Origin of the sequence: Rhodoluna miladensis (SeqCode) (assembly GCF_965234705.1) — a bacterium.
In the GTDB taxonomy this organism is placed as follows: domain Bacteria; phylum Actinomycetota; class Actinomycetes; order Actinomycetales; family Microbacteriaceae; genus Rhodoluna; species Rhodoluna miladensis.
Genome location: NZ_OZ248465.1, coordinates 1,122,626 through 1,144,865, shown reverse-complemented (window position 1 = coordinate 1,144,865; position 22,240 = coordinate 1,122,626). Strand labels below are relative to the sequence as shown.

At 50.5% G+C, this 22,240-nt stretch carries 18 protein-coding genes, 1 tRNA gene, 1 other RNA gene and 2 pseudogenes; 17 read left to right on the top strand and 5 right to left on the bottom strand.

Translation table 11 applies throughout. From position 1 onward, the window contains the following. Positions 1–2 precede the first annotated feature (2 nt). Together AC8GDC_RS05755 and AC8GDC_RS05750 are read right to left on the bottom strand one after the other, a co-directional pair. Positions 3–401 carry a type II toxin-antitoxin system VapC family toxin gene (locus AC8GDC_RS05755; RefSeq protein ID WP_506557701.1) on the bottom strand — a complete coding sequence of 133 codons (399 nt, stop codon included), beginning with the start codon at positions 399–401 and terminating at the stop codon, positions 3–5. Next, positions 389–658, bottom strand: a complete 270-nt coding sequence (locus tag AC8GDC_RS05750; protein ID WP_506557700.1) for a hypothetical protein — start codon at positions 656–658, stop codon at positions 389–391. The genes AC8GDC_RS05755 and AC8GDC_RS05750 overlap by 13 nt, the downstream gene beginning before the upstream one ends. Before the next feature lie 137 nt (positions 659–795). On the opposite strand from AC8GDC_RS05750, the gene AC8GDC_RS05745 reads away from it, so the two are divergent. The 3 genes from AC8GDC_RS05745 to AC8GDC_RS05735 all read left to right on the top strand — a co-directional run bounded on the left by AC8GDC_RS05745 (position 796) and on the right by AC8GDC_RS05735 (position 4,587). After that, positions 796–2,328 carry a Re/Si-specific NAD(P)(+) transhydrogenase subunit alpha gene (locus tag AC8GDC_RS05745; RefSeq protein ID WP_506557699.1) on the top strand — a complete coding sequence of 511 codons (1,533 nt, stop codon included), beginning with the start codon at positions 796–798 and terminating at the stop codon, positions 2,326–2,328. Continuing rightward, on the top strand, positions 2,328–3,725 hold the full coding sequence (gene pntB / locus AC8GDC_RS05740; RefSeq protein WP_506557698.1) for a Re/Si-specific NAD(P)(+) transhydrogenase subunit beta: 1,398 nt from the start codon (positions 2,328–2,330) through the stop codon (positions 3,723–3,725). Before AC8GDC_RS05745 ends, pntB begins: the two co-directional genes overlap by 1 nt. 103 nt (positions 3,726–3,828) lie before the next feature. After that, positions 3,829–4,587 (top strand): SDR family oxidoreductase, encoded by a 759-nt coding sequence (locus AC8GDC_RS05735; protein WP_506557697.1) that lies wholly within the window; start codon positions 3,829–3,831, stop codon positions 4,585–4,587. A gap of 108 nt (positions 4,588–4,695) precedes the next feature. Here the strand turns inward: AC8GDC_RS05735 and AC8GDC_RS05730 are convergent. Further along, positions 4,696–4,783, bottom strand: a tRNA-Ser gene (locus AC8GDC_RS05730). Positions 4,784–4,951: 168 nt separating this feature from the next. On the opposite strand from AC8GDC_RS05730, the gene pstC reads away from it, so the two are divergent. The 13 genes and pseudogenes from pstC to AC8GDC_RS05665 all read left to right on the top strand — a co-directional run bounded on the left by pstC (position 4,952) and on the right by AC8GDC_RS05665 (position 18,671). Continuing rightward, positions 4,952–5,926 (top strand): phosphate ABC transporter permease subunit PstC, encoded by a 975-nt coding sequence (gene pstC / locus AC8GDC_RS05725; protein WP_506557696.1) that lies wholly within the window; start codon positions 4,952–4,954, stop codon positions 5,924–5,926. Next, positions 5,923–6,999 carry a phosphate ABC transporter permease PstA gene (pstA, locus tag AC8GDC_RS05720; RefSeq protein ID WP_506557695.1) on the top strand — a complete coding sequence of 359 codons (1,077 nt, stop codon included), beginning with the start codon at positions 5,923–5,925 and terminating at the stop codon, positions 6,997–6,999. Before pstC ends, pstA begins: the two co-directional genes overlap by 4 nt. Then, positions 6,996–7,784 carry a phosphate ABC transporter ATP-binding protein PstB gene (gene pstB, locus AC8GDC_RS05715; protein WP_506557694.1) on the top strand — a complete coding sequence of 263 codons (789 nt, stop codon included), beginning with the start codon at positions 6,996–6,998 and terminating at the stop codon, positions 7,782–7,784. Before pstA ends, pstB begins: the two co-directional genes overlap by 4 nt. Positions 7,785–7,899: 115 nt before the next feature. Further along, positions 7,900–8,913: a phosphate ABC transporter substrate-binding protein PstS gene (pstS, locus tag AC8GDC_RS05710; protein ID WP_506557693.1), complete on the top strand. Its 1,014-nt coding sequence runs from the start codon at positions 7,900–7,902 to the stop codon at positions 8,911–8,913. A gap of 91 nt (positions 8,914–9,004) precedes the next feature. Beyond that, entirely contained in the window at positions 9,005–10,084 is a 1,080-nt protein-coding gene (locus AC8GDC_RS05705) for a substrate-binding domain-containing protein (protein ID WP_506557692.1), read from the top strand. A gap of 122 nt (positions 10,085–10,206) precedes the next feature. Next, positions 10,207–12,855 carry an MMPL family transporter gene (locus tag AC8GDC_RS05700; protein WP_506557691.1) on the top strand — a complete coding sequence of 883 codons (2,649 nt, stop codon included), beginning with the start codon at positions 10,207–10,209 and terminating at the stop codon, positions 12,853–12,855. Between the two features lie 53 nt (positions 12,856–12,908). Further along, an RNA gene (ffs, locus tag AC8GDC_RS05695) (signal recognition particle sRNA small type) lies at positions 12,909–13,005 on the top strand. Between the two features lie 35 nt (positions 13,006–13,040). Next, positions 13,041–14,612 (top strand): annotated as a pseudogene (locus AC8GDC_RS05690) (DNA polymerase III subunit gamma and tau); the annotation flags it as partial. A gap of 225 nt (positions 14,613–14,837) precedes the next feature. Further along, on the top strand, positions 14,838–15,434 hold the full coding sequence (gene recR / locus AC8GDC_RS05685; RefSeq protein WP_506557690.1) for a recombination mediator RecR: 597 nt from the start codon (positions 14,838–14,840) through the stop codon (positions 15,432–15,434). A 63-nt stretch (positions 15,435–15,497) separates the two neighbouring features. Further along, entirely contained in the window at positions 15,498–16,763 is a 1,266-nt protein-coding gene (locus AC8GDC_RS05680; RefSeq protein WP_506557689.1) for an aspartate kinase, read from the top strand. 2 nt (positions 16,764–16,765) lie between these two features. Next, entirely contained in the window at positions 16,766–17,833 is a 1,068-nt protein-coding gene (locus AC8GDC_RS05675; protein WP_506557688.1) for an aspartate-semialdehyde dehydrogenase, read from the top strand. Next, complete coding sequence (locus AC8GDC_RS05670) at positions 17,833–18,033, top strand: DUF2061 domain-containing protein (RefSeq protein WP_506557687.1); 201 nt, start codon at positions 17,833–17,835, stop codon at positions 18,031–18,033. Before AC8GDC_RS05675 ends, AC8GDC_RS05670 begins: the two co-directional genes overlap by 1 nt. An 80-nt stretch (positions 18,034–18,113) precedes the next feature. Continuing rightward, the gene (locus tag AC8GDC_RS05665; RefSeq protein ID WP_506557686.1) at positions 18,114–18,671 is read left to right on the top strand and encodes a hypothetical protein; all 558 of its coding nucleotides are present in this window, start codon (positions 18,114–18,116) and stop codon (positions 18,669–18,671) included. Between the two features lie 9 nt (positions 18,672–18,680). On the opposite strand, the gene AC8GDC_RS05660 is transcribed toward AC8GDC_RS05665, so the two are convergent. Together AC8GDC_RS05660 and AC8GDC_RS05655 are read right to left on the bottom strand one after the other, a co-directional pair. Further along, positions 18,681–19,538 carry a metallophosphoesterase gene (locus AC8GDC_RS05660; RefSeq protein WP_506557685.1) on the bottom strand — a complete coding sequence of 286 codons (858 nt, stop codon included), beginning with the start codon at positions 19,536–19,538 and terminating at the stop codon, positions 18,681–18,683. Positions 19,539–19,542: 4 nt separating this feature from the next. Further along, entirely contained in the window at positions 19,543–22,023 is a 2,481-nt protein-coding gene (locus AC8GDC_RS05655; RefSeq protein ID WP_506557684.1) for a transglycosylase domain-containing protein, read from the bottom strand. Between the two features lie 69 nt (positions 22,024–22,092). Between AC8GDC_RS05655 and sp36 the strand changes: the two are divergent. Beyond that, positions 22,093–22,236 (top strand): annotated as a pseudogene (gene sp36, locus AC8GDC_RS05650) (Sp36 family protein); the annotation flags it as partial. Between the last annotated feature and the right edge of the window lie 4 nt (positions 22,237–22,240).

The following is a 22,240-nucleotide window of genomic DNA, read 5'->3' as shown; positions in this document are numbered from 1 at the left end:
TTCTAATTAGGTGAGAAAACCCCAACACCTTTGCTTTTTGCTACCTGCGCCAACTGGTTATCGGTTGTTGCAATAGAGCCACTTACCTTCATCGCCTGGTGCAGCACACACGCATCTGGCATCTTGAGTGCTGTGGTGGCTCGAAGTGTTGCAAGCTTGCTTGCATCTGGGCCTTCGATAGATGTGACCACCAAACCTAATGCGCTAAATGTTTTTAGGAATTTATCCAGCTTTCCATTTCGGGCTGGGTGAACCAGAGACTCGGCTTGGCTAAGGGCGGTCATCTGCAAATCAAAGCTTGCGGTGTCTCGAAACATTTCAAGAGCCCACTTGTGGTGAGGGTCATTTGAAGACACCAGTGCGATAAGGGCACTGGCATCCAGAACTACTACTTCGGCCAATCCCCACCCAATTCTTGTTTCCAGTTAGCAGGCCAGGTGCCATCCATGGAACCGGCGAGCTTTTGGATCTGAGTCAATCTCTGGCTGGTTCTTTCAGCGCTTTCGCGCTCGATGGTAGTAATCCCTACCTCCAGAAGCTTTCTAAGCAGCAAGGTTCGTTGGCCAGCAAGCTCGGGCCAGATCTTCTCGGCCTGAGCTAAAGCTTCAGATAGCTGGTCGGTCTCGGTGATCATGTGTCTTGCTCTGGTGGTTGGCATGGTCTAAGTGTAGCACCTTAGTCTTAGGTGCTACACCGACATTAAGACCCACAAAAATCGGCGAGAATAAAGGTAGCTTTAGAGCAGTCTTGACCAGGAAACCCAAGTCAAATAAGGGAACTTACCTAAGGAGTATCGTGTCGCTAATTGGTGTCATAAAGGAACAACAGGCCGAGTCCAGAGTTTCCGCAACCCCGGAAACAGTCAAGGTTATTGTTTCCCTTGGCTACGAGGTAATTGTTGAATCCGGTGCTGGCCTAAAAGCTTCCTTCCCAGATGCTGCCTACGTATCTGCCGGAGCAAAGATCGGTTCCGCCGAAGCTGCTTGGGGAGCCGACATTGTTCTAACCGTTAGTGCACCTGCAGATGCTGAAATCAAAAAGCTCAAAAAGAGCGCAGTGCTGGTTGGAGTATTGAGCCCAGCCCTAAAACCTGAACTGCTTGATGCACTAGCAGCCCAGGGAGTCACCGCGCTCGCCATGGACGCTGTCCCGAGAATTTCTCGTGCGCAGTCTATGGACGTACTTTCTTCGATGGCTAACATCGCAGGCTACCGAGCAGTTATTGAAGCAGCTCACGAATTCGGCCGCTTCTTCACAGGTCAAGTTACCGCTGCTGGAAAAGTTGCACCTGCCAAAGTTTTGGTTGCAGGAGCCGGTGTTGCCGGCCTTGCTGCAATTGGATCAGCGTCAAGCCTTGGTGCAATTGTTCGCGCCACAGATCCACGACCAGAGGTAGCCGACCAGGTCAAATCAATTGGTGGAGAGTATCTGCTAGTTGAAGTCGAAGAGAAGATGGAATCTAGCGATGGCTACGCCAAGGAAACCGGCAAAGCCTACGACCAAAGGGCCGCTGAGATTTACTCAGAGCAGGCAGCCGATGTTGACATCATTATTACTACCGCCCTTATTCCAGGCCGTCCTGCTCCAAAGCTAATCACCGCAGAAGATGTTGCCCTTATGAAGCCAGGTAGCGTAATCGTTGACATGGCAGCAGCCCAGGGCGGAAACGTTGCAGGCTCGGTAGCTGGACAAAAGATTGTGACCGCCAATGGCGTCACTATCCTTGGCTATACAGATCTTCCTTCCCGCCTGCCAGCTCAGTCTTCCCAGCTTTACGGAACAAACCTTGTGAACCTGCTGAAGCTTCTGACCCCAGCCAAGGACGGCAAGGCCGTTATTGACTTTGAAGACGTAGTTCAGCGCTCGGTGACCGTGGTCCAAGATGGGGCAATTACCTGGCCACCACCACCGGTTCAGGTTTCCGCAGCTCCGGTAGCCAAGGCAGAACCGGTTGCAATGCCTGAGAAAAAGACCATGTCGCTTAGAACTCGTGCGGCTTTGATTGCTGCTGGAATGGCAGCGCTGTTTGCTGTTGTTTCACTGGCGCCGGCTCCTCTGCCTCAGCACTTTTTGGTTTTGATGTTGTCTGTGGTGATTGGTTTCTATGTGATCGGTAAGGTTCACCACGCCCTACACACCCCATTGATGTCGGTGACCAACGCCATCTCGGGAATTGTTGTGGTGGCAGCTATCTTGCAGATCAACGACACTAATTTGCTGGTCCAGATTCTTGCGGCTGTTGGTATTTTGCTTGCAAGCATCAACGTCTTCGGTGGCTTTGCCGTCACCTCTCGAATGCTCAAGATGTTCACGAGAGGAGACAAATAATGACCGCTCAAGCTTTAGCTAACGCCGCTTATGTTGTGGCAGCACTTTTGTTCGTTATGAGCCTTGCAGGCCTTAGCAAGCATGAAACCGGTAGAACCGGTATTCGCTATGGAATTGCAGGAATGACAATCGCCATTGCGGTAACTGTTTGGCTTTCTCTTTCTGGTTCCTGGACCGAGTCAACACTTCTTGGCGTTGGGCTTTTGGTCGCTGCGCTAGCTGTTGGAGCAGTAATTGGTCTATGGCGAGCAAAGGTAGTTGCCATGACTGGCATGCCAGAACTTATTGCCCTCTTCCACAGCTTCGTAGGACTAACTGCTGTTCTAGTTGGTTGGAATGGTGCACTTCACGCCAAGGAACTATCGGCTGAGCTAGCCGGTGTTCACAGCGCTGAAGTGTTTATTGGAGTGTTCATCGGTGCGGTTACCTTCACCGGTTCGATCGTTGCTTACTTGAAGCTCTCAGCCAAGATGAGCTCAAAGCCCTTGATTCTTCCAGGCAGAAACCTATTGAACCTATTTGCTCTGCTGGGCTTTGTGGTTCTAACTGTTGCCTACGTAATCACCCCAGTTCTCGGTCTTCTGATTGCAGTGACCATATTGGCTCTTGCCCTTGGCTGGCACCTAGTTGCCTCCATCGGTGGAGGAGATATGCCAGTAGTTGTCTCGATGCTGAATAGCTACTCAGGTTGGGCGGCAGCGGCAACCGGATTCTTGCTAGGCAATGACCTACTAATCGTGACCGGTGCTCTAGTTGGATCTTCTGGTGCTTACCTTTCTTACATCATGTGCCGCGCGATGAACCGCAGTTTTGTTTCGGTTATCTTCGGAGGCTACGGAATCGAAGCTCCTTCTGAGTCAGACGAAGAAGTCGGCGAGCACACCGAAACTGACGCAGCATCGGTAGCTGAGCTTTTGAGCAACGCTAAGACCGTTGTGATCACACCGGGCTACGGCATGGCGGTAGCTCAGGCACAGTATCCGGTAGCAGAACTTGCCAAGAAGCTTCGCGAAAAGGGTGTCGAGGTTCGCTTCGGTATTCACCCAGTAGCTGGTCGTCTTCCAGGACACATGAACGTACTTCTTGCCGAAGCCAAGGTTCCATACGACATCGTGCTGGAAATGGATGAAATCAACGAAGATCTTGCCAGCACCAATGTGGTCTTGGTTATTGGAGCTAACGACACAGTGAACCCAGCTGCAACTGAAAACCCATCAAGCCCGATTGCCGGTATGCCGGTTCTAAAGGTTTGGGAAGCTGAGAACGTGATTGTCTTCAAGAGATCGATGGCTTCAGGATATGCAGGAGTTGCAAACCCTCTGTTCTATAAGCCAAATGCCAAGATGCTCTTTGGTGATGCCAAAGAAAAGGTCAACGACATTCTCAAGTCGCTGTAGGGCAATTACTCTGGCGGAGAATGGGGGATTCGAACTAACCCAATCCGGTTCCTGAATTGGACACTTCATTTCTCGAGTCTTATCTTGGAGGGGGAGGTTATCGATGAAGATTGCTGTTGCCGGTGGGGCTGGACTAGTGGGTAAGTTCGCGGTCACGGCTGCCGAAAAGCGAGGACACGAAGTTGTCTCGATTTCCCGAAGAAATGGCATTGATTTGATTTCTGGCGAGGGTTTGATAGAGGCTCTCAATGGCGTGGATGTAGTCATCGACGTCACCAATAAAACTACGCTGAGTGCCAAAGCTGCGCGAAAGTTCTTTTCAACTGTCACAGACAACCTCTTAAGCGCAGAGGCGCATACCGGGGTGAAACATCACGTGGCTTTATCAATCGTTGGTATCGATGAGATTGACGACGGTTACTACGCGGGGAAACTCGAGCAAGAGCGAACCATCGAAAGCGGATTAGTCCCGTACACCATTGCTAGGTCCTCCCAATTTCATGAGTTCGTCACCCAGCAACTGCAAAGTATGCCTGGACCAATTGCGCTTCTTCCAAAATGCCTTATGCAACCAGTGGCCGCAAGGGAAGTGGGGCAACACCTAGTGGATATCGCAGAAGGAAAACCACTTAAGCGCGTAACAGATTTGGTTGGTCCAAGAAATGAAGTTTTAGCTGATCTGGCTAGAAGGCAGATCGCTTTCGACGGCTTGAAGAAGTTGGTTCTCGAGTTTCCGCTTCCGGGGATTTTTGGAAGAGGCATGGCTTCAGGCGATTTGCGTGGCAAGGGCGAAACGCTTGTGGGGAAAACCACTTTTGATGACTGGCTAGAAAGTCAGGACCATCAAAATCCCCTCCAATAATTTCCAGGATGACCTTACTTGGTTCTGTCAATTGCACATTCATATGCACGTTAAGCAAAAACTCCCTCAATAAACGCCCCTACTGAGGCTCTAAATCAAGGGAGTTACTGGCGGAGAATGGGGGATTCGAACCCCCGAGGGCTTTCACCCAACACGCTTTCCAAGCGTGCGCCATAGGCCACTAGGCGAATTCTCCAGGTGTTTTTCGGTAGATAACCCTACGAGTTTAGCCCGAAACAAGCCTGCCAGTTTCGGGGGAAAGCGGGCCTAAAGGTCAATGAATCATTGAGGGTTACAAGGAATGTTCACCTTGTGTTAACCAAGGACTCAACTGCCCGACATCCCAAGCCTTCAGTATCGAGGCATGGCCCAAACTCCCACTGATGCACCGTTAAGGCGCGCACTCAGAGTCAAGCCAGCAACCAGAGAAGACAAGATCTTTTTCGGAGTTTCCGCGGCTGCAGGCTACTCATCTTTGGTGTTTATTGTTTTGATCCTGATATTCCTTGGCGTTCAAGCTTGGCCCACTTTTGTTGAACAGGGAGTTTTTGAGTTCGTTTTTGGAACCGGATGGTCAAGCAACGATGTTCAATACAGCATCGGTCCAATGCTTTGGGGTTCGGTGTTAGTTGCAGCCCTTGGAGTTGCTATGGCTGTGCCAATGGCAATTTCGATTGCATATTTTATTGAGTTCATGGCAACCCCGCGTATTGCTAGAGCTGCAACTTTGTTTGTTGATCTTCTAGCTGCGATCCCCTCGGTAATTATCGGCCTCTGGGGATTGACAATTTTTAGCTCGGTGGGCGCCGAATGGGGTGAGATGATTAGCAATACCCTAGGTTTCATTCCCATCTTCTCTAACGAGGCGGGCTCATTCCTTAGAACACCATTTATCGCCGGTGTCGTTATTGCAGTAATGATTGTCCCAATCATCTCTTCGGTGACTCGTGAAATCTTCAGTCAAATTGATGATGACTTAATTAAGGCCTCCATCGCATTGGGGGGTAACAGAGAATCAACCTTTAGGAAAGTTATCCTTCCGGTTTCCGCGAGCGGTATCACCGGCGGTGTCTTGCTTGGACTCGGTCGAGCTCTGGGTGAGACAGTTGCCATCTTCTTCGTTCTGAACTTGATCTACGACCAGTTCAATTGGTTCGCGATTCTCGAGCCAGCCGGTGGTGCGATTGCATCTTTGATTCTTTCAAAATTTGGAGAAGCGAGCCCTTCTGAGGTCAGCGCTCTTCTGGCTGCTGGAGTTGTGTTATTCATACTCACACTGATTATCAACTCAATTGCTGCCTTCATCGTCGCCAAAGCGCAGCCTTGGAACAATCGATGAACCTCGAGCCGGTAGCAAGACCAAAGTCCGCTGAGCCGTGGGCTCGGACAACGAACCGCGCCAGGTCGCTTCAGGTTCTGGGAAGCATAATCCCAATTGCTGTTGCAGCTGCGTCGTGGCTACTCGGTGGCGTGGACCTAATCGTCGCTGTTATTTTCATTCTCCTGCCGCTACTTTTGGTTTCAATCGGGGTCGTGGGCTTTATCCTCAAAGGCAAGCGTGGTGCTCCGGACGCGGCGTTGATTGTCGTGACGATTTTCCTCGGAACTTTTGTAATGGTGCTGTTGATGTCTGTGGTTTGGTCATTGATTGAGGCAGGATTCTCGGCCCTCAGCCCGCACTTTATTTACCAGAACAACCGCTATGTGACTCCAACCGATCCGCTCGAATTCGGTGGAGTTGGACACGCCATCGTCGGAACTTTACTTGTTGTTAGCCTGAGCACACTCATTACCGTTCCACTTGGAGTGGCAACCGGAGTGTATTTGACTGAGACGCGCTCCAAGGGACGCGGGTTTGTCCGAGTAATCATCCAGGCAATGGCTGGCTTGCCATCGGTAGTAGCTGGACTGTTTATCTACTCGATGTTCATTGTTACCGGCGTCTCTCAATATGCCGGGTGGCTGGGTGCCCTGGCCCTAGTGCCGCTTATGCTGCCAACGGTTGCGAGAGTGACCGAGGAGTCTTTGAAGCTCGTTCCGCAGGAACTGCGAAATGGCGCCCTGGGACTAGGGGCGTCATCTTGGAAGGCGTTTTTCCAGGTAACACTCCCCGCGGCTAGATCGGGCGTTGTGACAGCCATCCTGCTGGGTGTAGCCCGCGTTGTCGGAGAAACAGCACCGTTGCTTCTGACTGTTTTCCCAATCGCGGAGACCAACTGGAACGTTTTCAACGGAGGAATGGCAACCCTACCCACATACATCTACAGATTTGTGAACCTTGGATTCGATACAGCTATTGCCAGAGCCTGGGGAGCAGCATTGGTTCTGATGATCTTGGTTGGAATCCTGTTTGGTTTGGCGCGATTTGTTTCAAGACCTAAGTCACTGAAGAAAAAGAAGGTAAAGCGATGAAGAAATTATCTCTAGACACTTTTCACCTAGAGGCCAGAGACATCAACGTCTGGTTTGGTGAAAGGCATGTTCTAAAAGACGTCAATCTTCAGTTCCCAAGCAACCAGGTGACGGCCCTGATCGGCCCTTCCGGTTGCGGCAAATCCACCTTCATCCGCACCCTAAACCGAATGCACGAGCTAATCCCAAGTGCTGGTCTTGCCGGTTCCGTTTTGCTAGATGGTGAAGACATTTACGACGACTCGGTGGACCCAAGCCAGGTACGCCTAAAGGTCGGAATGGTTTTTCAGAAGCCAAACCCTTTCCCAACCATGTCAATTAGGGAAAACGTGATTTCAGGCTTGAAGTTATCTGGCCGTAAGAACCAGATCTCTGATGACCTAGTTGAGGACTCCCTGAAGCGTGCTTCGATGTGGAATGAGGCCAAGGATCGCTTGGACGAGCCAGCGCTATCGCTTTCCGGTGGTCAGCAGCAAAGGCTTTGTATTGCCAGGTCTTTGGCTATGAGCCCAGAAGTAATCCTGATGGATGAGCCATGCTCGGCTCTGGACCCAGGCTCTACCCGTCGTATCGAAGAGACCATTTTGGAATTAAAAGACACCATGAGCATTGTTATTGTGACTCACAATATGCAGCAGGCTCAGCGAGTAGCTGACAAGACTGCCTTCTTCCTAGCCGACGATAATCAGCCAGGCTACGTCGTAGAATTCGGGGACACCGAGCAGATCTTCAACCAGCCTGGGGACTCGCGCACCAACGACTACGTGAACGGACACTTCGGATAACCAATTGTTAACCTTCAATTCTCTTGGAGTTGAGATGGTAAACACCCAAGCTTTACCCCCAATTGCTGTACTTAGGTCATCTCAAGTTGAGAAACTAAACAAATCAAGGAGAAAAATGCGCAAGTTTAGCGGAATCCTGGCAGCCAGCGCGCTGTTAGCGAGCGTCGTGTTTGTGGCACCTGCCGCACACGCAAGCGAAACAATCACAGGCTCTGGTTCATCTTTCATGAACTCTTTCCAGCAGGTCTGTTCAGCTTTGTACACAACCAACAAGGCTAACTACAACTCGACTGGTTCTGGAACTGGCCGTACTCAGTTTGCTGCCGGAACCACAGACTTTGGTGGATCTGACTCCCCATACACTTCTGGTGCCCCAGCGAACTTCACTTACGTTCCGCTAGTTGCGGGAGGAATTGTTGTTGCTTACAACATCCCAGGAGTCACCAACCTACGCTTGACCCCACAGGTTATGAACGAAATCTTCACCGGTAAGGTCAAGACATGGGATGCGGCTTCAATCAAGAAGCTAAACCCGTCAGCCAAGCTTCCAAAGGAGAACATCCAGGTTGTTTACCGTGGAGATTCTTCTGGAACAGTTGAGAACTTCTCTAACTACATGATTCAGAACGTTGGGGGAACCTGGAAGACTAGCGGAACCTGGTCAACAGCTATTGGACAGTCACCTGTCGGCATCAGCGCACCACAGAACACAGGTGTTTCAGCCACAGTGGCACAGACCAAGTTCTCAATTACTATCACAGACCCAGCGGACACCAAGAAAAACAAACTTGCTGTTGCCTCAGTTAGAAACGCGCTTGGAGAGTTCATCAAGCCGACTGCTGCAAGCGCAGGTCGCTTTATGGCAGCTCAGCCAATTGCGGCTAACGGCCTAGTGGAGTTCAACTACAAGGCCAAGGTAAAGGGAGCATACCCAATCGCCCTGGTCGCCTATGGTCTAGCTCCAACAGCTTCACCTGCAACCAAGACAGCAAGGGCTGCAGCTGTAAAGGACTACTTCACCTACATGATCAAGACCTGTGGGCCACAGCAGGCTTCAGCCGGTGACTATGTCCCAATCACCGGAAAGCTACAGCAGGCTGCTCTAAAGGCGATTGCGACAATCAAGTAACACTAAGCATCAAATTGACCTCCAGTCACGAGAGCGCGGCCCTTACGGGGCCGCGCTTTTGTGCTGGAGACTGAACAAAGGGAAGACCAAAATGGTAAACGCCAGGATCTTAAAGTCAGCTGCTGCTGCGCTTTTAGTCAGCCTCTCGCTGACAGCATGCGATCCTCCAATCCCGGCCTCAATTCTTGCCGTGCAGGCAGAGCTAGAAGTTCAGTGCGAAGACGGCGATGTCTCGACAGTGTTCCCAGAGTCAATGACCGACCTGAGTTCCAACTGGTCAGACTCACTTTTGTTTGCTTGCGAAACCATGCCCGTCACTATTTTGGATAACACCGCCATCGACAGCGATATCGTTATCGCCGAGTCCTCTCTGATTGCAGGCCGCTGCACACCTTTCGCCACCGTTCCAGTTGCAATTGACGCAGCTGTTCTGGTTGTGAACATCCCAGACTTCTTTGAAATTTTCCTTTCGGCTCAGCAGATCATCGACATCTTCAACGGAACTATCACAAACTGGTCTGATCCAGCTCTTGCCGAATTCAACGGTGAGTTCCCGCTGCCTGATCTTCCAATTATTTTGCCTACCGAGGCAACTCCTTCAGCCAAGACCGCTCTAAGTGATTGGATCTCTCGACTAGCTGGTGGCGAACTGGACTTGTCAGCTGTTGCAGACACCACAGAATTCAACGAGATCTTCCTGGCGTCCCCGGCCGAACCTGGCTCTATTTCGATTGCAAGCTACGGTGCGGCTATGTATCTTGGCTCATCATTAGTGGCTGTAGTTGCTGACCCTAACGACCCACTTTCTTACGTCAGAGCTGAATACACTTCTTTGCTTTCGGCTACCACTCAGTTGACTTCATCGATTGAGGGAACAACCATGAAGGTAGCCCTTGATCCAAGTATTGAGCCTGAAGCTGAGGCGGGCCTAGACGATGCTGTTATTCCATACCAGGCCGTCTACGCAATGAACATGGCTCTTTGCGGTGAAGACACAACCTTGAAGCGCACAATGGCTCGGTACTTTCTTCGAAAAGACTCCCAAGGCGTGATTTTGTCAGCGACCCTTATGCCACTGCCGGAGGCCCTAAGAGTCGATGCCATCAGCATTGTCGTTGTTGGATTGCCTGTTCCAGCACCTGCCGTAACCGAAGAAACAGACCAGGGCTAGCCTAGGAAGTTGCTGGGAACAGGGGGGTAACGAACCCGGTCCGGCTTTCCTTGAGTTAAAATTGTCCAGGGCCAATAGCTAATTTGCCCCTCTAGGCACCAGCTACCGAAACGGAATTTCCTTTGGCAACCCTGCTCTACAAATTAGGTCTTTTTTCTGCGCGCAACGCTTGGAAAGTAATTGTTGCCTGGATTGTGCTACTGGTCATCACTACCAGCCTCGCACTTACCCTCGGCGGCAAGCTAACTACCTCAATGTCGATCTCAGGTGTTCCATCCCAGGTGGTAGTCGACAAACTTCAAACTACTTTCCCTGATGCCAGCCGCGGTTCCGGCCAGGTTGTGTTTTTCAAAGAGTCTGGTTCGTTTACTGATGCCGACAAAGCTGCAATAACTGCAGCTTTGGAAAAAGTCGAAACTCTGCCTGAAGTATCAGAAGCCGTAAATCCATTTACCGTTCAGGCTGAAATCCGCGATGGCGAAAAAGAACTAATCGACGGCAAGCAAGAACTAGTTGACGCCGAAAAGAAGATAGCTGACGGACAAGTAGAACTTGTTGATGCTGAAGCTGAACTTCTTGACGGTGAAAAGCAAATAGCCGATGGCCTAAAAACTCTTGCCACCACTAAGAAAGACCTTGAAACAAAACTTGCCCAGGTCAACGCAGGTCTCAAGCAAATGCAGGATGCAGGACTTCCAGCATCCGCCCAGGCTGAACTTCTTGGCAGCAAAGCTCAGATTGAAGGCGGTCTTGCCGAAGTTGAGAAACAAACTGCAATTGCACTTGCTTCGAGAGACAAACTAGACGCCGGCAAAATCGAGATTGCAGATGCTCGTGCCGAGCTAGTTACCGGCATCGATGAAATTGCTCAAGCCAAGATTGATCTTGCAATTGGCGAGAAGCTACTAGCTGCGACAAAGAACTACACAGTTGTATCGAGCGATGAGAACACCGCTTTGTCGACAATCAGATTTGATAAGCGTGGAACCGAGCTTGAAGAAGGAACTCGTGATTCAGTTGTTGAGTCGCTTCGCGAAGCAGATCTAAACGGCATTCAGGTTGAGTTTTCTCAGGAGCTAACACAGTCCTTTGGAGAAATTCTTGGTGTTGGTGAAATCGTCGGTTTGATTGCTGCAGCAGTAGTTTTGTTTGTTTTGCTTGGAACCTTTATCGGTATGGCAATTCCGATCTTCTCGGCAGTTGTTGGTGTTGCGATTTCAGCAACGACAGTTTTGGCACTGGCAGCTGAAATTGAAATGACTTCAACCACGCCAGTACTAGGCGTGATGCTTGGTCTTGCCGTGGGTATCGATTACTCGCTGTTTATTGTGAATCGTCACCGCAGGCAGCTTCGCGGTGGAATGAAACTCAAAGAATCTATCGGTTTGGCTAATGGCACCAGCGGTAACGCAGTGCTGTTCGCAGGACTAACTGTTGTTATTGCCCTGGTCGCACTAAACCTAACCGGCATTGGCTTTGTGGGGCTTATGGGATCGATGGGTGCAATTGCAATCGTGATTGCAGTTGCAATCGCCTTGACCGTGACTCCAGCTGCGCTTTCTCTAATTGGCGACCGCATCTTGTCCAAGAAAGAAAAGTCTGAAGTTTCGAAGGCAAAAAAGAAATCTGAAGCTAAGAAGAAGTCCGAAGCTAAGGCCGCAATCAAGCCGGTTTGGGCAACTCGTCAGCCATGGTTGGCAGTTTTTGGAACAGTAATTGTCATGGGAATCATGGCAATTCCACTAACGGATATGCGCCTAGGTCTTCCAGATGGTGGATCAGAACCTACCGACTCAACTGCTTACAAGGCCTACACAATCATCAGCGATGGCTTTGGTCCTGGCTTCAACGGCCAGGTCACAACTGTTTTATCTACCGACAGTGCTGTTTCAGAAGATGACACTCTCGAATTCCAGTCCGAGGTTGCTTCAGCTTTGATGGCACTTGATAACGTCAAGGCCGCTGTTCCTGCGGCTATTGCCGATGATCGAAAGACTTTTATCTTCCAGGTTGTTCCAACCGGTGGTCCATCTTCTGTTGAAACCGAGCAGTTGATTCACGACATCAGAGAAGTTTCTGGTTCGTTCTTGAACGCCTATGGGGCTGAAGTTGGAGTTACCGGTATAACCGCAACCAACATTGATATCTCTGACAAGATCGCCGATGTGCTGCCGCTATACCTTGGAACAGTTATCTTGCTATCGCTGTTCCTGCTCATGCTGGTGTTTAGGTCAATCTTGATTCCAGTTCTGGCAGCAGCTGGATTCTTGCTTACCGTGACTGCAACACTCGGTGCCGTTGTTGCGGTTTACCAGTGGGGCTGGTTGGGTGAACTCTTTGGTGTGACAACACCAGGACCGATCTTGAGCTTCCTGCCGATCTTCCTGATCGGAATCTTGTTTGGTCTTGCGATGGACTACCAGCTGTTCTTAGTTTCTGGAATGCGTGAGGCTTACGCTCACGGTAAAAAGCCTCGGGATGCCATCAACTTTGGTCTGCATTTGTCTAGGGGAGTAGTTGTTGCAGCTGCCCTAATCATGATCACCGTCTTTGGAGGCTTTGCCTTCTCTCACCTTGCAACCATTAGGCCTATCGGCTTTGGGTTGGCAATTGGTGTCCTAATTGATGCCTTCTTGGTAAGGCTCTTGCTGGTCCCAGCAGCAATGACCATCCTGAACAAGTCAGCCTGGTGGATTCCTAAGTGGATCGATAAGGCGATGCCGGATGTTGACGTTGAGGGCACCAAGCTTGAGCGCAAGGTGCTTCACTAGCGCCATAGAAACCAAGCCAATAAAGAGGTAACTGATTAGGGTTTAGAATTGCCAAGGACTCCCCGTGCGGCGTCACCTTGGTGAACTCCCCCAGGATCGAAAGATAGCAAGGGTAGCTGGGCTCTGATGGGTGTGCGGGGGGTCTTATTACTAAATTTGTCCGTTCGAGGAGCTAGGTTGTAATCGTGAATCAAGCCCTCTACCGTCGATACCGACCTGAAACATTTGCGGAGCTAATCGGGCAATCACAAGTCACAGCTCCTTTGATGACAGCCCTAAAAACAGACCGAGTAAATCACGCTTACCTTTTTTCCGGCCCTAGGGGTTGCGGTAAAACAACCTCTGCAAGAATTCTGGCTCGTTGCCTAAATTGCGCCGAAGGCCCAACCGATACCCCTTGCGGAAAGTGCGCAAGCTGCATTGAGCTCTCGCGTGATGGATCAGGATCATTAGACGTAGTTGAAATTGACGCGGCAAGCCACAACGGTGTAGACGATGCAAGAGATTTGCGTGAGCGAGCAATCTTTGCTCCAGCCAGAGATCGCTATAAGATCTTCATCCTCGATGAGGCCCACATGGTCACTCCTCAAGGCTTCAACGCCCTACTAAAGATTGTTGAAGAGCCACCAGCTCATGTGAAGTTCATCTTTGCAACTACCGAACCTGAAAAGGTAATCGGAACTATCCGCTCTCGCACTCACCACTACCCATTCCGCCTGGTTCCTCCAGCTCAGATGCTTGCCTACCTGGAAGAAGTTTGCAAATCAGAAATTGTCACACCGGGAGCTGGAGTATTGACTCTTGTGGTACGCGCCGGTGGTGGCTCGGTTCGTGATTCACTGTCTCTTTTGGATCAGCTCATCGCAGGCTCTGAAGTCAAGGGCGGCAAAGCCGAGATTGAGTACGACCGCGCAGCAGCCCTTCTTGGATACACCCACGCAAGCTTGCTTGATGAAGTTGTGGATGCATTTGCAACGCAGAACTCTTCATTGGTTTTCTCCTCCGTAGATAAGGTCATCCAGTCTGGTCAAGACCCAAGAAGATTCGTTGAAGACCTTCTTGAAAAACTCCGCGATCTGATTGTTGTTCTCTCCGTTGGCGATGACGCCAAAGCTGTGCTTCGAGGCATCGCAGACGACGAACTTGAGAAGATGAAGCTTCAGGCCATGAGCTTTGGCATGAGCGAACTAACTCACGCAGCCAATGCAGTTTCAGCTGCCCTTTCTGAGATGTCGGGGGCTACCAGTCCGAAACTTCAACTTGAGCTGATGTGTGCGAAGGTACTTGTTCCTTCCAGCGACAAAACTGAAGTTGGATCTTTAGCTCGCATCGAAAGACTTGAGCGTCGCGTCGGTGTTGCGCAGAGCCCTGACGCAGCTCCAGTGCAAGCATCGCCAGTTCAGGCTGCTCCAGTGAAAGCACCATCTGCTCCTGCACAACCAGTTGCACCTGTTGCAGCTAAGCCAGCTGCAGCTGCACCGGTTGCAAAACCTGCTGCTCAAGCCGCACCTTCTACTAACGGTGTCTCAACCCAAGCAATGATTGCTGCTTGGCCAGAAATTCTTAGCCAGGTCAAAGCCGAATCAAAGTCTGCTTGGGTAGTTGCATTCACGCTAACCGTGATGGATTTATCCGGTGATGTTTTGACACTCAAGTTCTTAAGTCACAAAGATCTAGATGGCTTCAAAGCTGATAGTCGCTCCACCGATGCACTTAGAAAAGCTATCTTTGCTGTTTTGGGTCTTGCGGTGAAATTCAAGCCACACGTTGAAGAATCCGATGGAGTAGTTGTTGCTGAAGCTGCAGCCGATGCTCACCCTCCAACAACTGCGATTCCAGTTGTGAAAGCCGAAGAGCCTGCCACTCCTGAAGCTAAATCCCGCAACGGAATGGTGAACGAGGAAGCTCGCTACGGTGAGTCATTGCTTCGCGAAATGCTTGGAGCAGAACCAATGCAGGACCCTAAAGCCGGTGGTCGATAGATGTATGAGGGAGTAATCCAAGAGCTTATTGACGAGCTCGGGAGACTTCCTGGAGTTGGACCAAAGTCCGCTCAGCGAATCGCCTTTTATCTGTTGCAGGCCGATGAAGATCAAGCCAAGCGTTTGGCTGAGGTTCTCACGGAAGTAAAAGAACGTGTTCGTTTTTGTGAGAAGTGCGGCAACGTTGCTGAAGCGGAGCTTTGCAATATCTGCCGCGACCCTAGACGATCCAAGGCAAGTATTTGCGTGGTTGAAGAATCCAAGGATGTTCAGGCCATCGAAAGAACTCGCGAGTTCAAAGGTTTGTATCACGTGCTCGGGGGAGCGATTTCTCCGATTGAGGGAATTGGTCCAGATAACCTTCGAATCAAGGAGCTAGTTGCAAGATTGGCTGATCCTGAAATCAAGGAAATCATCATCGCTACCGACCCCAATTTAGAGGGGGAGGCTACCGCCACCTATTTGACCCGAATGCTTTCCCCGATGGGAATTACAATTTCTAGGCTTGCTTCAGGCCTGCCAGTTGGTGGCGATTTGGAATATGCCGACGAGATTACGCTCGGTCGGGCCTTTGAGGGCAGAAGGACAGTCAGCTAGACTTGGGGTTTATCGCCTCAATGATCGAGGCAAATCCCCAAGATTTCTATCCAGGAGCTGGTGTTGGCACTCATCGTTCAGAAGTTCGGCGGTTCATCCGTCGGCGATGCTGAAAAGATCAAGCTAGTCGCCAAGCGCGTAATCGAGACTCACAAAGCCGGAAACCAAGTTGTCGTGGTTGTTTCGGCAATGGGGGACACCACCGACGAACTTCTAGATCTAGCAAACGGTGTTTCTAAAGATCCATATGCCACTCCAAGAGAGCTAGATATGTTGCTCACCGCAGGAGAGCGAATCTCAGTTGCGCTGCTTTCGATGGCGATCAACGACATGGGTGAAAAATCCAGATCATTCTCAGGCCTGCAGGCTGGAATCATTACTGATTCGACTTACGGAAACGCACGAATTGCAGAAGTGACTCCAGATCGAGTCCAAACCGCAATCGATGCCGGTGAAATTGCAATTGTTGCCGGATTCCAGGGTTTTGATCCATCCAGTGGAGACATCACAACACTTGGTCGAGGTGGCTCTGACACCACAGCTGTTGCTTTAGCTGCCGGACTAAATGCTGATCTTTGTGAGATCTACAGCGATGTGGACGGTGTCTACACAGCAGATCCACGCATGATCCCAAGCGCTAGAAAGCTTGCCGCAATCGACATCGAGTCGATGCTGGAGCTGGCTGCTGCTGGGGCGAAGATTTTGTATATCAGAGCAGTGGAGTTTGCAAGAAGACACAAGGTAAATCTTCGGGTTCGTTCAACCTTTAGCGATGATCCCGGAACTATTGTCTATTCGACAGGAGAAAACATGGAAGAGTCCGTAGTTGCAGGCGTAGCCGTAGACAAAGGTCAGTCCAAGATCACCGTGGTAGGTGTTCCGGATGTCCCGGGTACTGCTGCTGAGATCTTCACCGTGGTTGCTAAGGCCGATGTGAACATCGACATGATTGTTCAAAACATCGCCGCCTCCAAGACCCACCTGTCAGATATTTCATTTACTCTTCCAGCCGATGACTTCAAGAAGGCCGTTCAAGCACTAGAAGACGCCAAGGCGAAAATCGGCTTTGAGTCGCTGCAGCTCGATGAGAAAATCGGAAAGCTTTCCATCGTTGGTTCTGGCATGAAAACCCACTCCGGTGTATCGGCTACCTTGTTCGGTGCCCTGGCAAAAGCAGGAGTAAACATCGAGATGATCTCTACCTCTGAGATTCGCATCTCGGTTGTCACAGACATCGCTCAAGTTGATGATGCAGCACGTGTTGTCCACACCGCCTTCGGCCTTGATGGCGATGGCGAAGCAATTATTTACGCAGGAACTGGAAGATAACTTTGTCTAGAAAACCAAACCTTGCTTTAGTTGGAGCTACCGGTGCTGTAGGCACCGTGATGATTGACATCATCAACAACAGAGAAAACATCTGGGGTGAGATCAGACTTATTGCTTCCAAGCGCTCTGCCGGCAAGAAAATTACTGTTCACGGCCAAGAACTAACAGTTGTTGAACTTGCTCCTGAAGCATTCGATGGCATCGACATTGCAATGTTTGATGTTCCTGATGAAGTGTCCGTTGTTTGGGCACCAATTGCAGTCGAGCATGGAGCAGTCGCAGTTGATAACTCTGGAGCTTTTCGAATGAACGACCAGGTTCCACTGGTTGTTCCAGAAGTAAACCCTGAGCAGACCAAGAACCGACCGCTTGGAATCATTTCAAACCCAAACTGCACAACCATGACCATGATGGCTGCCCTTGGTGCACTGCACCGCAAGTGGACTCTAACTGAGTTGGTTGTTGCTAGCTACCAGGCTGTCTCCGGAGCAGGTGCTGCCGGTATCGATCAGCTTCAAAAAGAAACTGCGGCGGTAGCCAAGGATCCAATGGCTGGAACAACTTCAGACAGCGTTTCGCATGCCATCACCTCAGCAGGACTTTCTCAATCAGATTCACTTTGGGCTGTACCAATTGCGCTAAACGTTATTCCTTTCGCGGGGTCCCTAAAAGATGGCGGACATACGTCAGAAGAGATGAAGGTGCGCAACGAGTCGCGCAAGATACTTGGTATTCCGAACCTGAAGGTCGCAGCTAGCTGCGTCCGTGTTCCGGTTCAGGTCTCACACTCTTTGGCTGTTCACGCCACCTTCAAAGATCCGCTAACCGTTGCTGAGGTAAACGCGGTTCTTGAAAAAGAGCCAACAGTGGTTTTGATGGATGATCCTGCCAAGGGCATTTACCCAACCCCTGCTCACGTGGCAGGGCAGGACCCGACATTCGTGGGAAGAGTTAGGCAGTCACTGGATTTTGCCAACAGCATCGAGATGTTCGTAGTTGGCGATAACCTGCGAAAGGGTGCCGCTTTGAACACCTATGAAATCGCTGAGCTAGTTGCTAAAGAGTTTTAGTGATAACTAAGCGTCGATCTCTGGCCAAGTCCATAACCTGGCGACTAATTGCCATTGCGGTGACCTTCATTGTTGGGTTTGTCATGACCGGAAGCTGGCAGTTTGCTGCCTCGTTGTCCTTGATCTCAAACCTGATTAACTTCGTGCTTTACTACATTCACGAACGATTCTGGCTAAAGATCAACTGGGGCAGAAAATAGCCAAAAATCTTTACCCACTTGCAACAAACCTTAGGTGTTGAATCAAGGGTTTCCCAATTCGTCGGAGCTATCATCAAGGTATGAGGAAGTTCTCCCTTGGTTCCAGCGTTCTAATTGCAACTTTGTTGCTAGCTGGCTGCGTAGCGGAAACAGATAGCTCAACTCCGGTTGCCACACCGACTCCAATGATTGCCCCCGAACTAATCCCAACCGCACCTCCCGAAGAGGTTGTCGATGTTATCCCAGAGGGTTTTCTAACTAGCTACGGCGACGTAATTTTCAAAGTTGGCGATGGTCCGACCTGGTGCACCATGAGCGAGTTTGATAACTTCGTGATCTGCGAGCACCGAGAATTCGATGCCAAGTATGAACAGCTTCCACTTCCTGCTGACTGCCAATACACCTACGGCTATCAGCTTCGTCTTCGTGGCGCACCAGTGGAAGGCTCCGAGATGGCCGAGTTCACTTGTGCCAACGCCAACTGGTCAGATCCATCCGCTGCACCAATTCTTGCCAGTGGCGAAAGAATTACAACATTTGGTTTTAGTTGCTTCGTTGAGAAACAAGCTGCTCGTTGCGAAAACTCAATGGGTGACTTTATTGTGCTTGGGCCGGACGCCTGGGCAATGAGTGAGTAGCTTTGTTAGCTAATCTTTTGGTAGCAAAGTAATTAGTCTTACCTCTGGGCGACAGAAAAACCGTACTGGCGCAAAAATAGAGTTTCCCAATCCCGCAACAACGCTCAGCACCGAGGATTTACCTTCAAATTCCCAGCCTGATAAACCGAGGGCAAATTTGTTTGGCATATCTGAATTTGTAGTTAGCGCGCCAAAAAAAGGAACCCTTACTTGACCGCCGTGGGTGTGTCCGGCAAAAATCACTTGGGCTCCAAAGCCTGTTAGCTTCTCGATTGCTTCCATGTACGGAGCATGAGTTAAAGCAATTGAAAAGTGATCGCTTCTAACCAGTAGATCAAACTTGGCGTAGCCGATGTGATAATCATCGATGCCAAGAAATCGGATCCTATTTCCATTTACTTGAACATCAGCGAATCGGTTGTTTAGATTCACCCACCCTGCACCTTCAAATGCCTTGGTCAATTCCTCGGTGTTTAAGCTTTCAGAATTTGGTTTAGCTGAGGAGTGAAAGATGTATCCAAAGGGGTTTTTAGCAACGGGTGCGAAGTAGTCATTTGATCCATGAACGAAGACCCCGGGCTTGGTTAGCAGGGGACCAAGGGCATCAAGCAGTGGCTTGATGGCATTTTTGTGACCTAGGTTATCTCCGGTGTTTACAACCAGGTCAATTTGCTTTTCCCCAAGAGAGCGAAGAAATTTCATCTTGTTCTTCTGCCAGGGGGCTAGGTGAATATCGCCTATCTGAAGAACTCGAATGGCGTTAGTGCCTTGTGGCAAAACCTTTATGGATTGCTTGCGAATCACATATAGCTGTCGCTCGATAACTATTGCCCAGGCAGCCAGCCCAATTAGAACCGCTGCAACCAAAAGGCTAATTAGGGCCCTTACTGATTATCAGCAGGATCGCACCCAAACCTTCGGCTGGTGTTCCAGCCCCAGGACTAGTTCCAACAACGTTGCCCTTAGGAATTGTTGAGGAGTTTACAAAGAAAGTATTTTGGGTGGGCTGAGGCTCACTCACTGCAGAGAATCCTGCAGCTAAAAGTTTTGCTTTAGCGGCTGCAACACTGAGGCCGGAAACATCGGGAACTACAACTTCGCCACCCTTACTGATAAACAGTGTGACCATGGAGCCTCGAATCACTTCAGTTCCAGGTTCGATGTCGGCAAAGGCAATTGTTCCAATTGGGTTCAAGGACAGCACTGGAGTTGTGTCAATCTTTACTGATAGACCTGCAAGCTTGATAAATTCTTCAGCATCGGCTGGAAGCAGCGCATTCACAACAGGCATGATCACCTTGGATGCACCAAGATAAACAGCCGGTGGCTCAGGGAAAGCAGAACCACCATAGATGGAATTTGCTTCCTTCATCACTTTGCGCCAGATTTCGTGGCGAACGCCACCACCAAATAGTCCTCTAACCGAAGTGTTGTCAACCTTGATAGCTCCGGAAACGTTTCCAACCCAAGCAGCTGTTGCAACCTCGGTTGAGAAACCGGTCATCCAAGTTTGAACCGAACCATCAGAGGTTCCGGTCTTTCCAGCAATTGGAACATCATCATTAATTTGTGAACGGGTTCCGGTACCGCCGGTGATTACCTGCTGGAACGCGTAAGTTGCAGCTGCTGCCACTTCTGGGCTCATTGCCTGGGAGCACTGGGAAACTGGCACGCGCATTTGCTGGCTGGTTCCGCGAACCACAACCCTGTCAATAGCGATTGGGGAACAATAGGTGCCCTGGTTGGCAAAGCCAGCCATGGCACCAGCTAAGGAAAGTGCTGAAAGCTCATTGGTTCCAAGCACCGAAGATGGCACATAAGAAAGCTCATTGCCATCGGCTCGCTTAACACCAAGCCTTACTGCCATATCCCTGATATCGCAAAGGTCTAGCTGGGCGGCCATCGAAACGTAGGAGGTGTTGATAGATCTAGTGGTGGAGCGAAGCACGTTTTCATTGACGTACTTCTCATCGTTGGAGTTTTGAGGCTCCCAGACGCCAACCAGTCCGCCACAGCGAGCCGAGAACTCCTCTGCGTTCCATTCGCGCTTTCTGGCATCCACTCGATCCCCGAGTAGGAAACCTCTGGAAAGCCATTCGGCCAGTACAAAGATCTTGTAAGTCGAACCGGTCTGGAATCCGCTAGATCCACCGTAAGCCTTATCGGTTGAGTAGTTCACGCTTGTGGTGGTTGGGTCTTCATCGTCAACTTGACTAAAGCTGCGGTTTTGGCTCATCGCCAAAACTCTTCCGGTTCCAACTTCAACCGAAACGGAGGCCGCTCCAAGCTCCCACTCGTTGTCTACTGGCATCTCGCGCTTGACCACTTTGTCGGTGGTGGTTTGAAGATCGATGTCCATGGTTGAGTAAATCTCAAGTCCACCGCGGCGAAGTAGCGTTTCGCGATCTTCAATCGCTAGACCAAACTCAGGGGAGTTTCTAATAGTCCAAACAACGTAGTCACAAAAGTAAGCGGTTTGCTGGTTGGCTTCGCAACCGGTTGGGGCCTGGGTGATGTTTGGCACAACCGGTTCTGCCTTGTAAGCGTTGGCCTCTGCTGAGGTGATGTAGCCCTCATCGCGCATGTTGTCGATGACGTAGTCACGGCGTTCTTTCGCAATAGGAAGATTTTCTGGCTCGTCAGGCTTGTATTCGTTTGGAGCCTTTAGCATCGCAGCTAGCAGGGCCGCCTGCGGAACGGTTAGTTCCGATGCTTTGACACCGAAGTAGTAGTTGGCGGCAGCTTCGATGCCGTTGATTTGGTTTCCAAAAAATGACAGGTTCAAATAGCCGGCAAGAATTTCCTTCTTGGTTGCTACTCCCTCGAGAGCGATGGCAAGTCTGATTTCGCGAAGCTTACGCTCGATGCTGGTTTCGGTGGCCGCCGCAATTGCTTCCTCGTCCCCGGAAAGGTTCGCTGCCTCAACCAGGGAGTTCTTGACGTACTGCATTGTGATGGTGGAAGCTCCAGGACCTGAAAGACCGGAGGCGGCAACGCCCACGGTGGCTCTGGCTAGGGAGAGAACATCCACTCCACCGTGAAGGAAGAACCTAGGGTCTTCGGTGGCAACTACGGCATTTCTAATGTTTGGGCTCATCTGGTCGTAGTCAACCGAGATGCGGTTCTCGTGGTAGAAAGTGGCCACAAGCACCGGTTCGCCGTCTTTGGTGGCATAAAGGTTGGAGGCTTGGGAGGCGTTTACTGGCTTGATGTAGTCGGGTAGGCCATCAAAGATGGACACCCCAGCTGAGGCTGCGTAGCCACCAACGGCGGCAACCGGGGCCAGTAGTGCCATTGTGAGTAGGCCTGCAATAGCGCTAAGGCCAAAAAGCTTTCCAAATAGTCCGAGCATGGGGTTAGCCACACCTTTCCTTGTGAATAAGCTTTAAGAATACTTGCTAACCCTGAGAGGCACCTGACTATGACTAAGTGGGAGTACATAACCACCCCCCTGATCATCCATAACACCACCCAAATCCTCAATAACTGGGGCTCTGAGGGCTGGGAATTAGTCCAAATAGTCGTGGGCCCAGAAGGTGGCCTGGTGGCCTACTTTAAGCGTCCGGTGG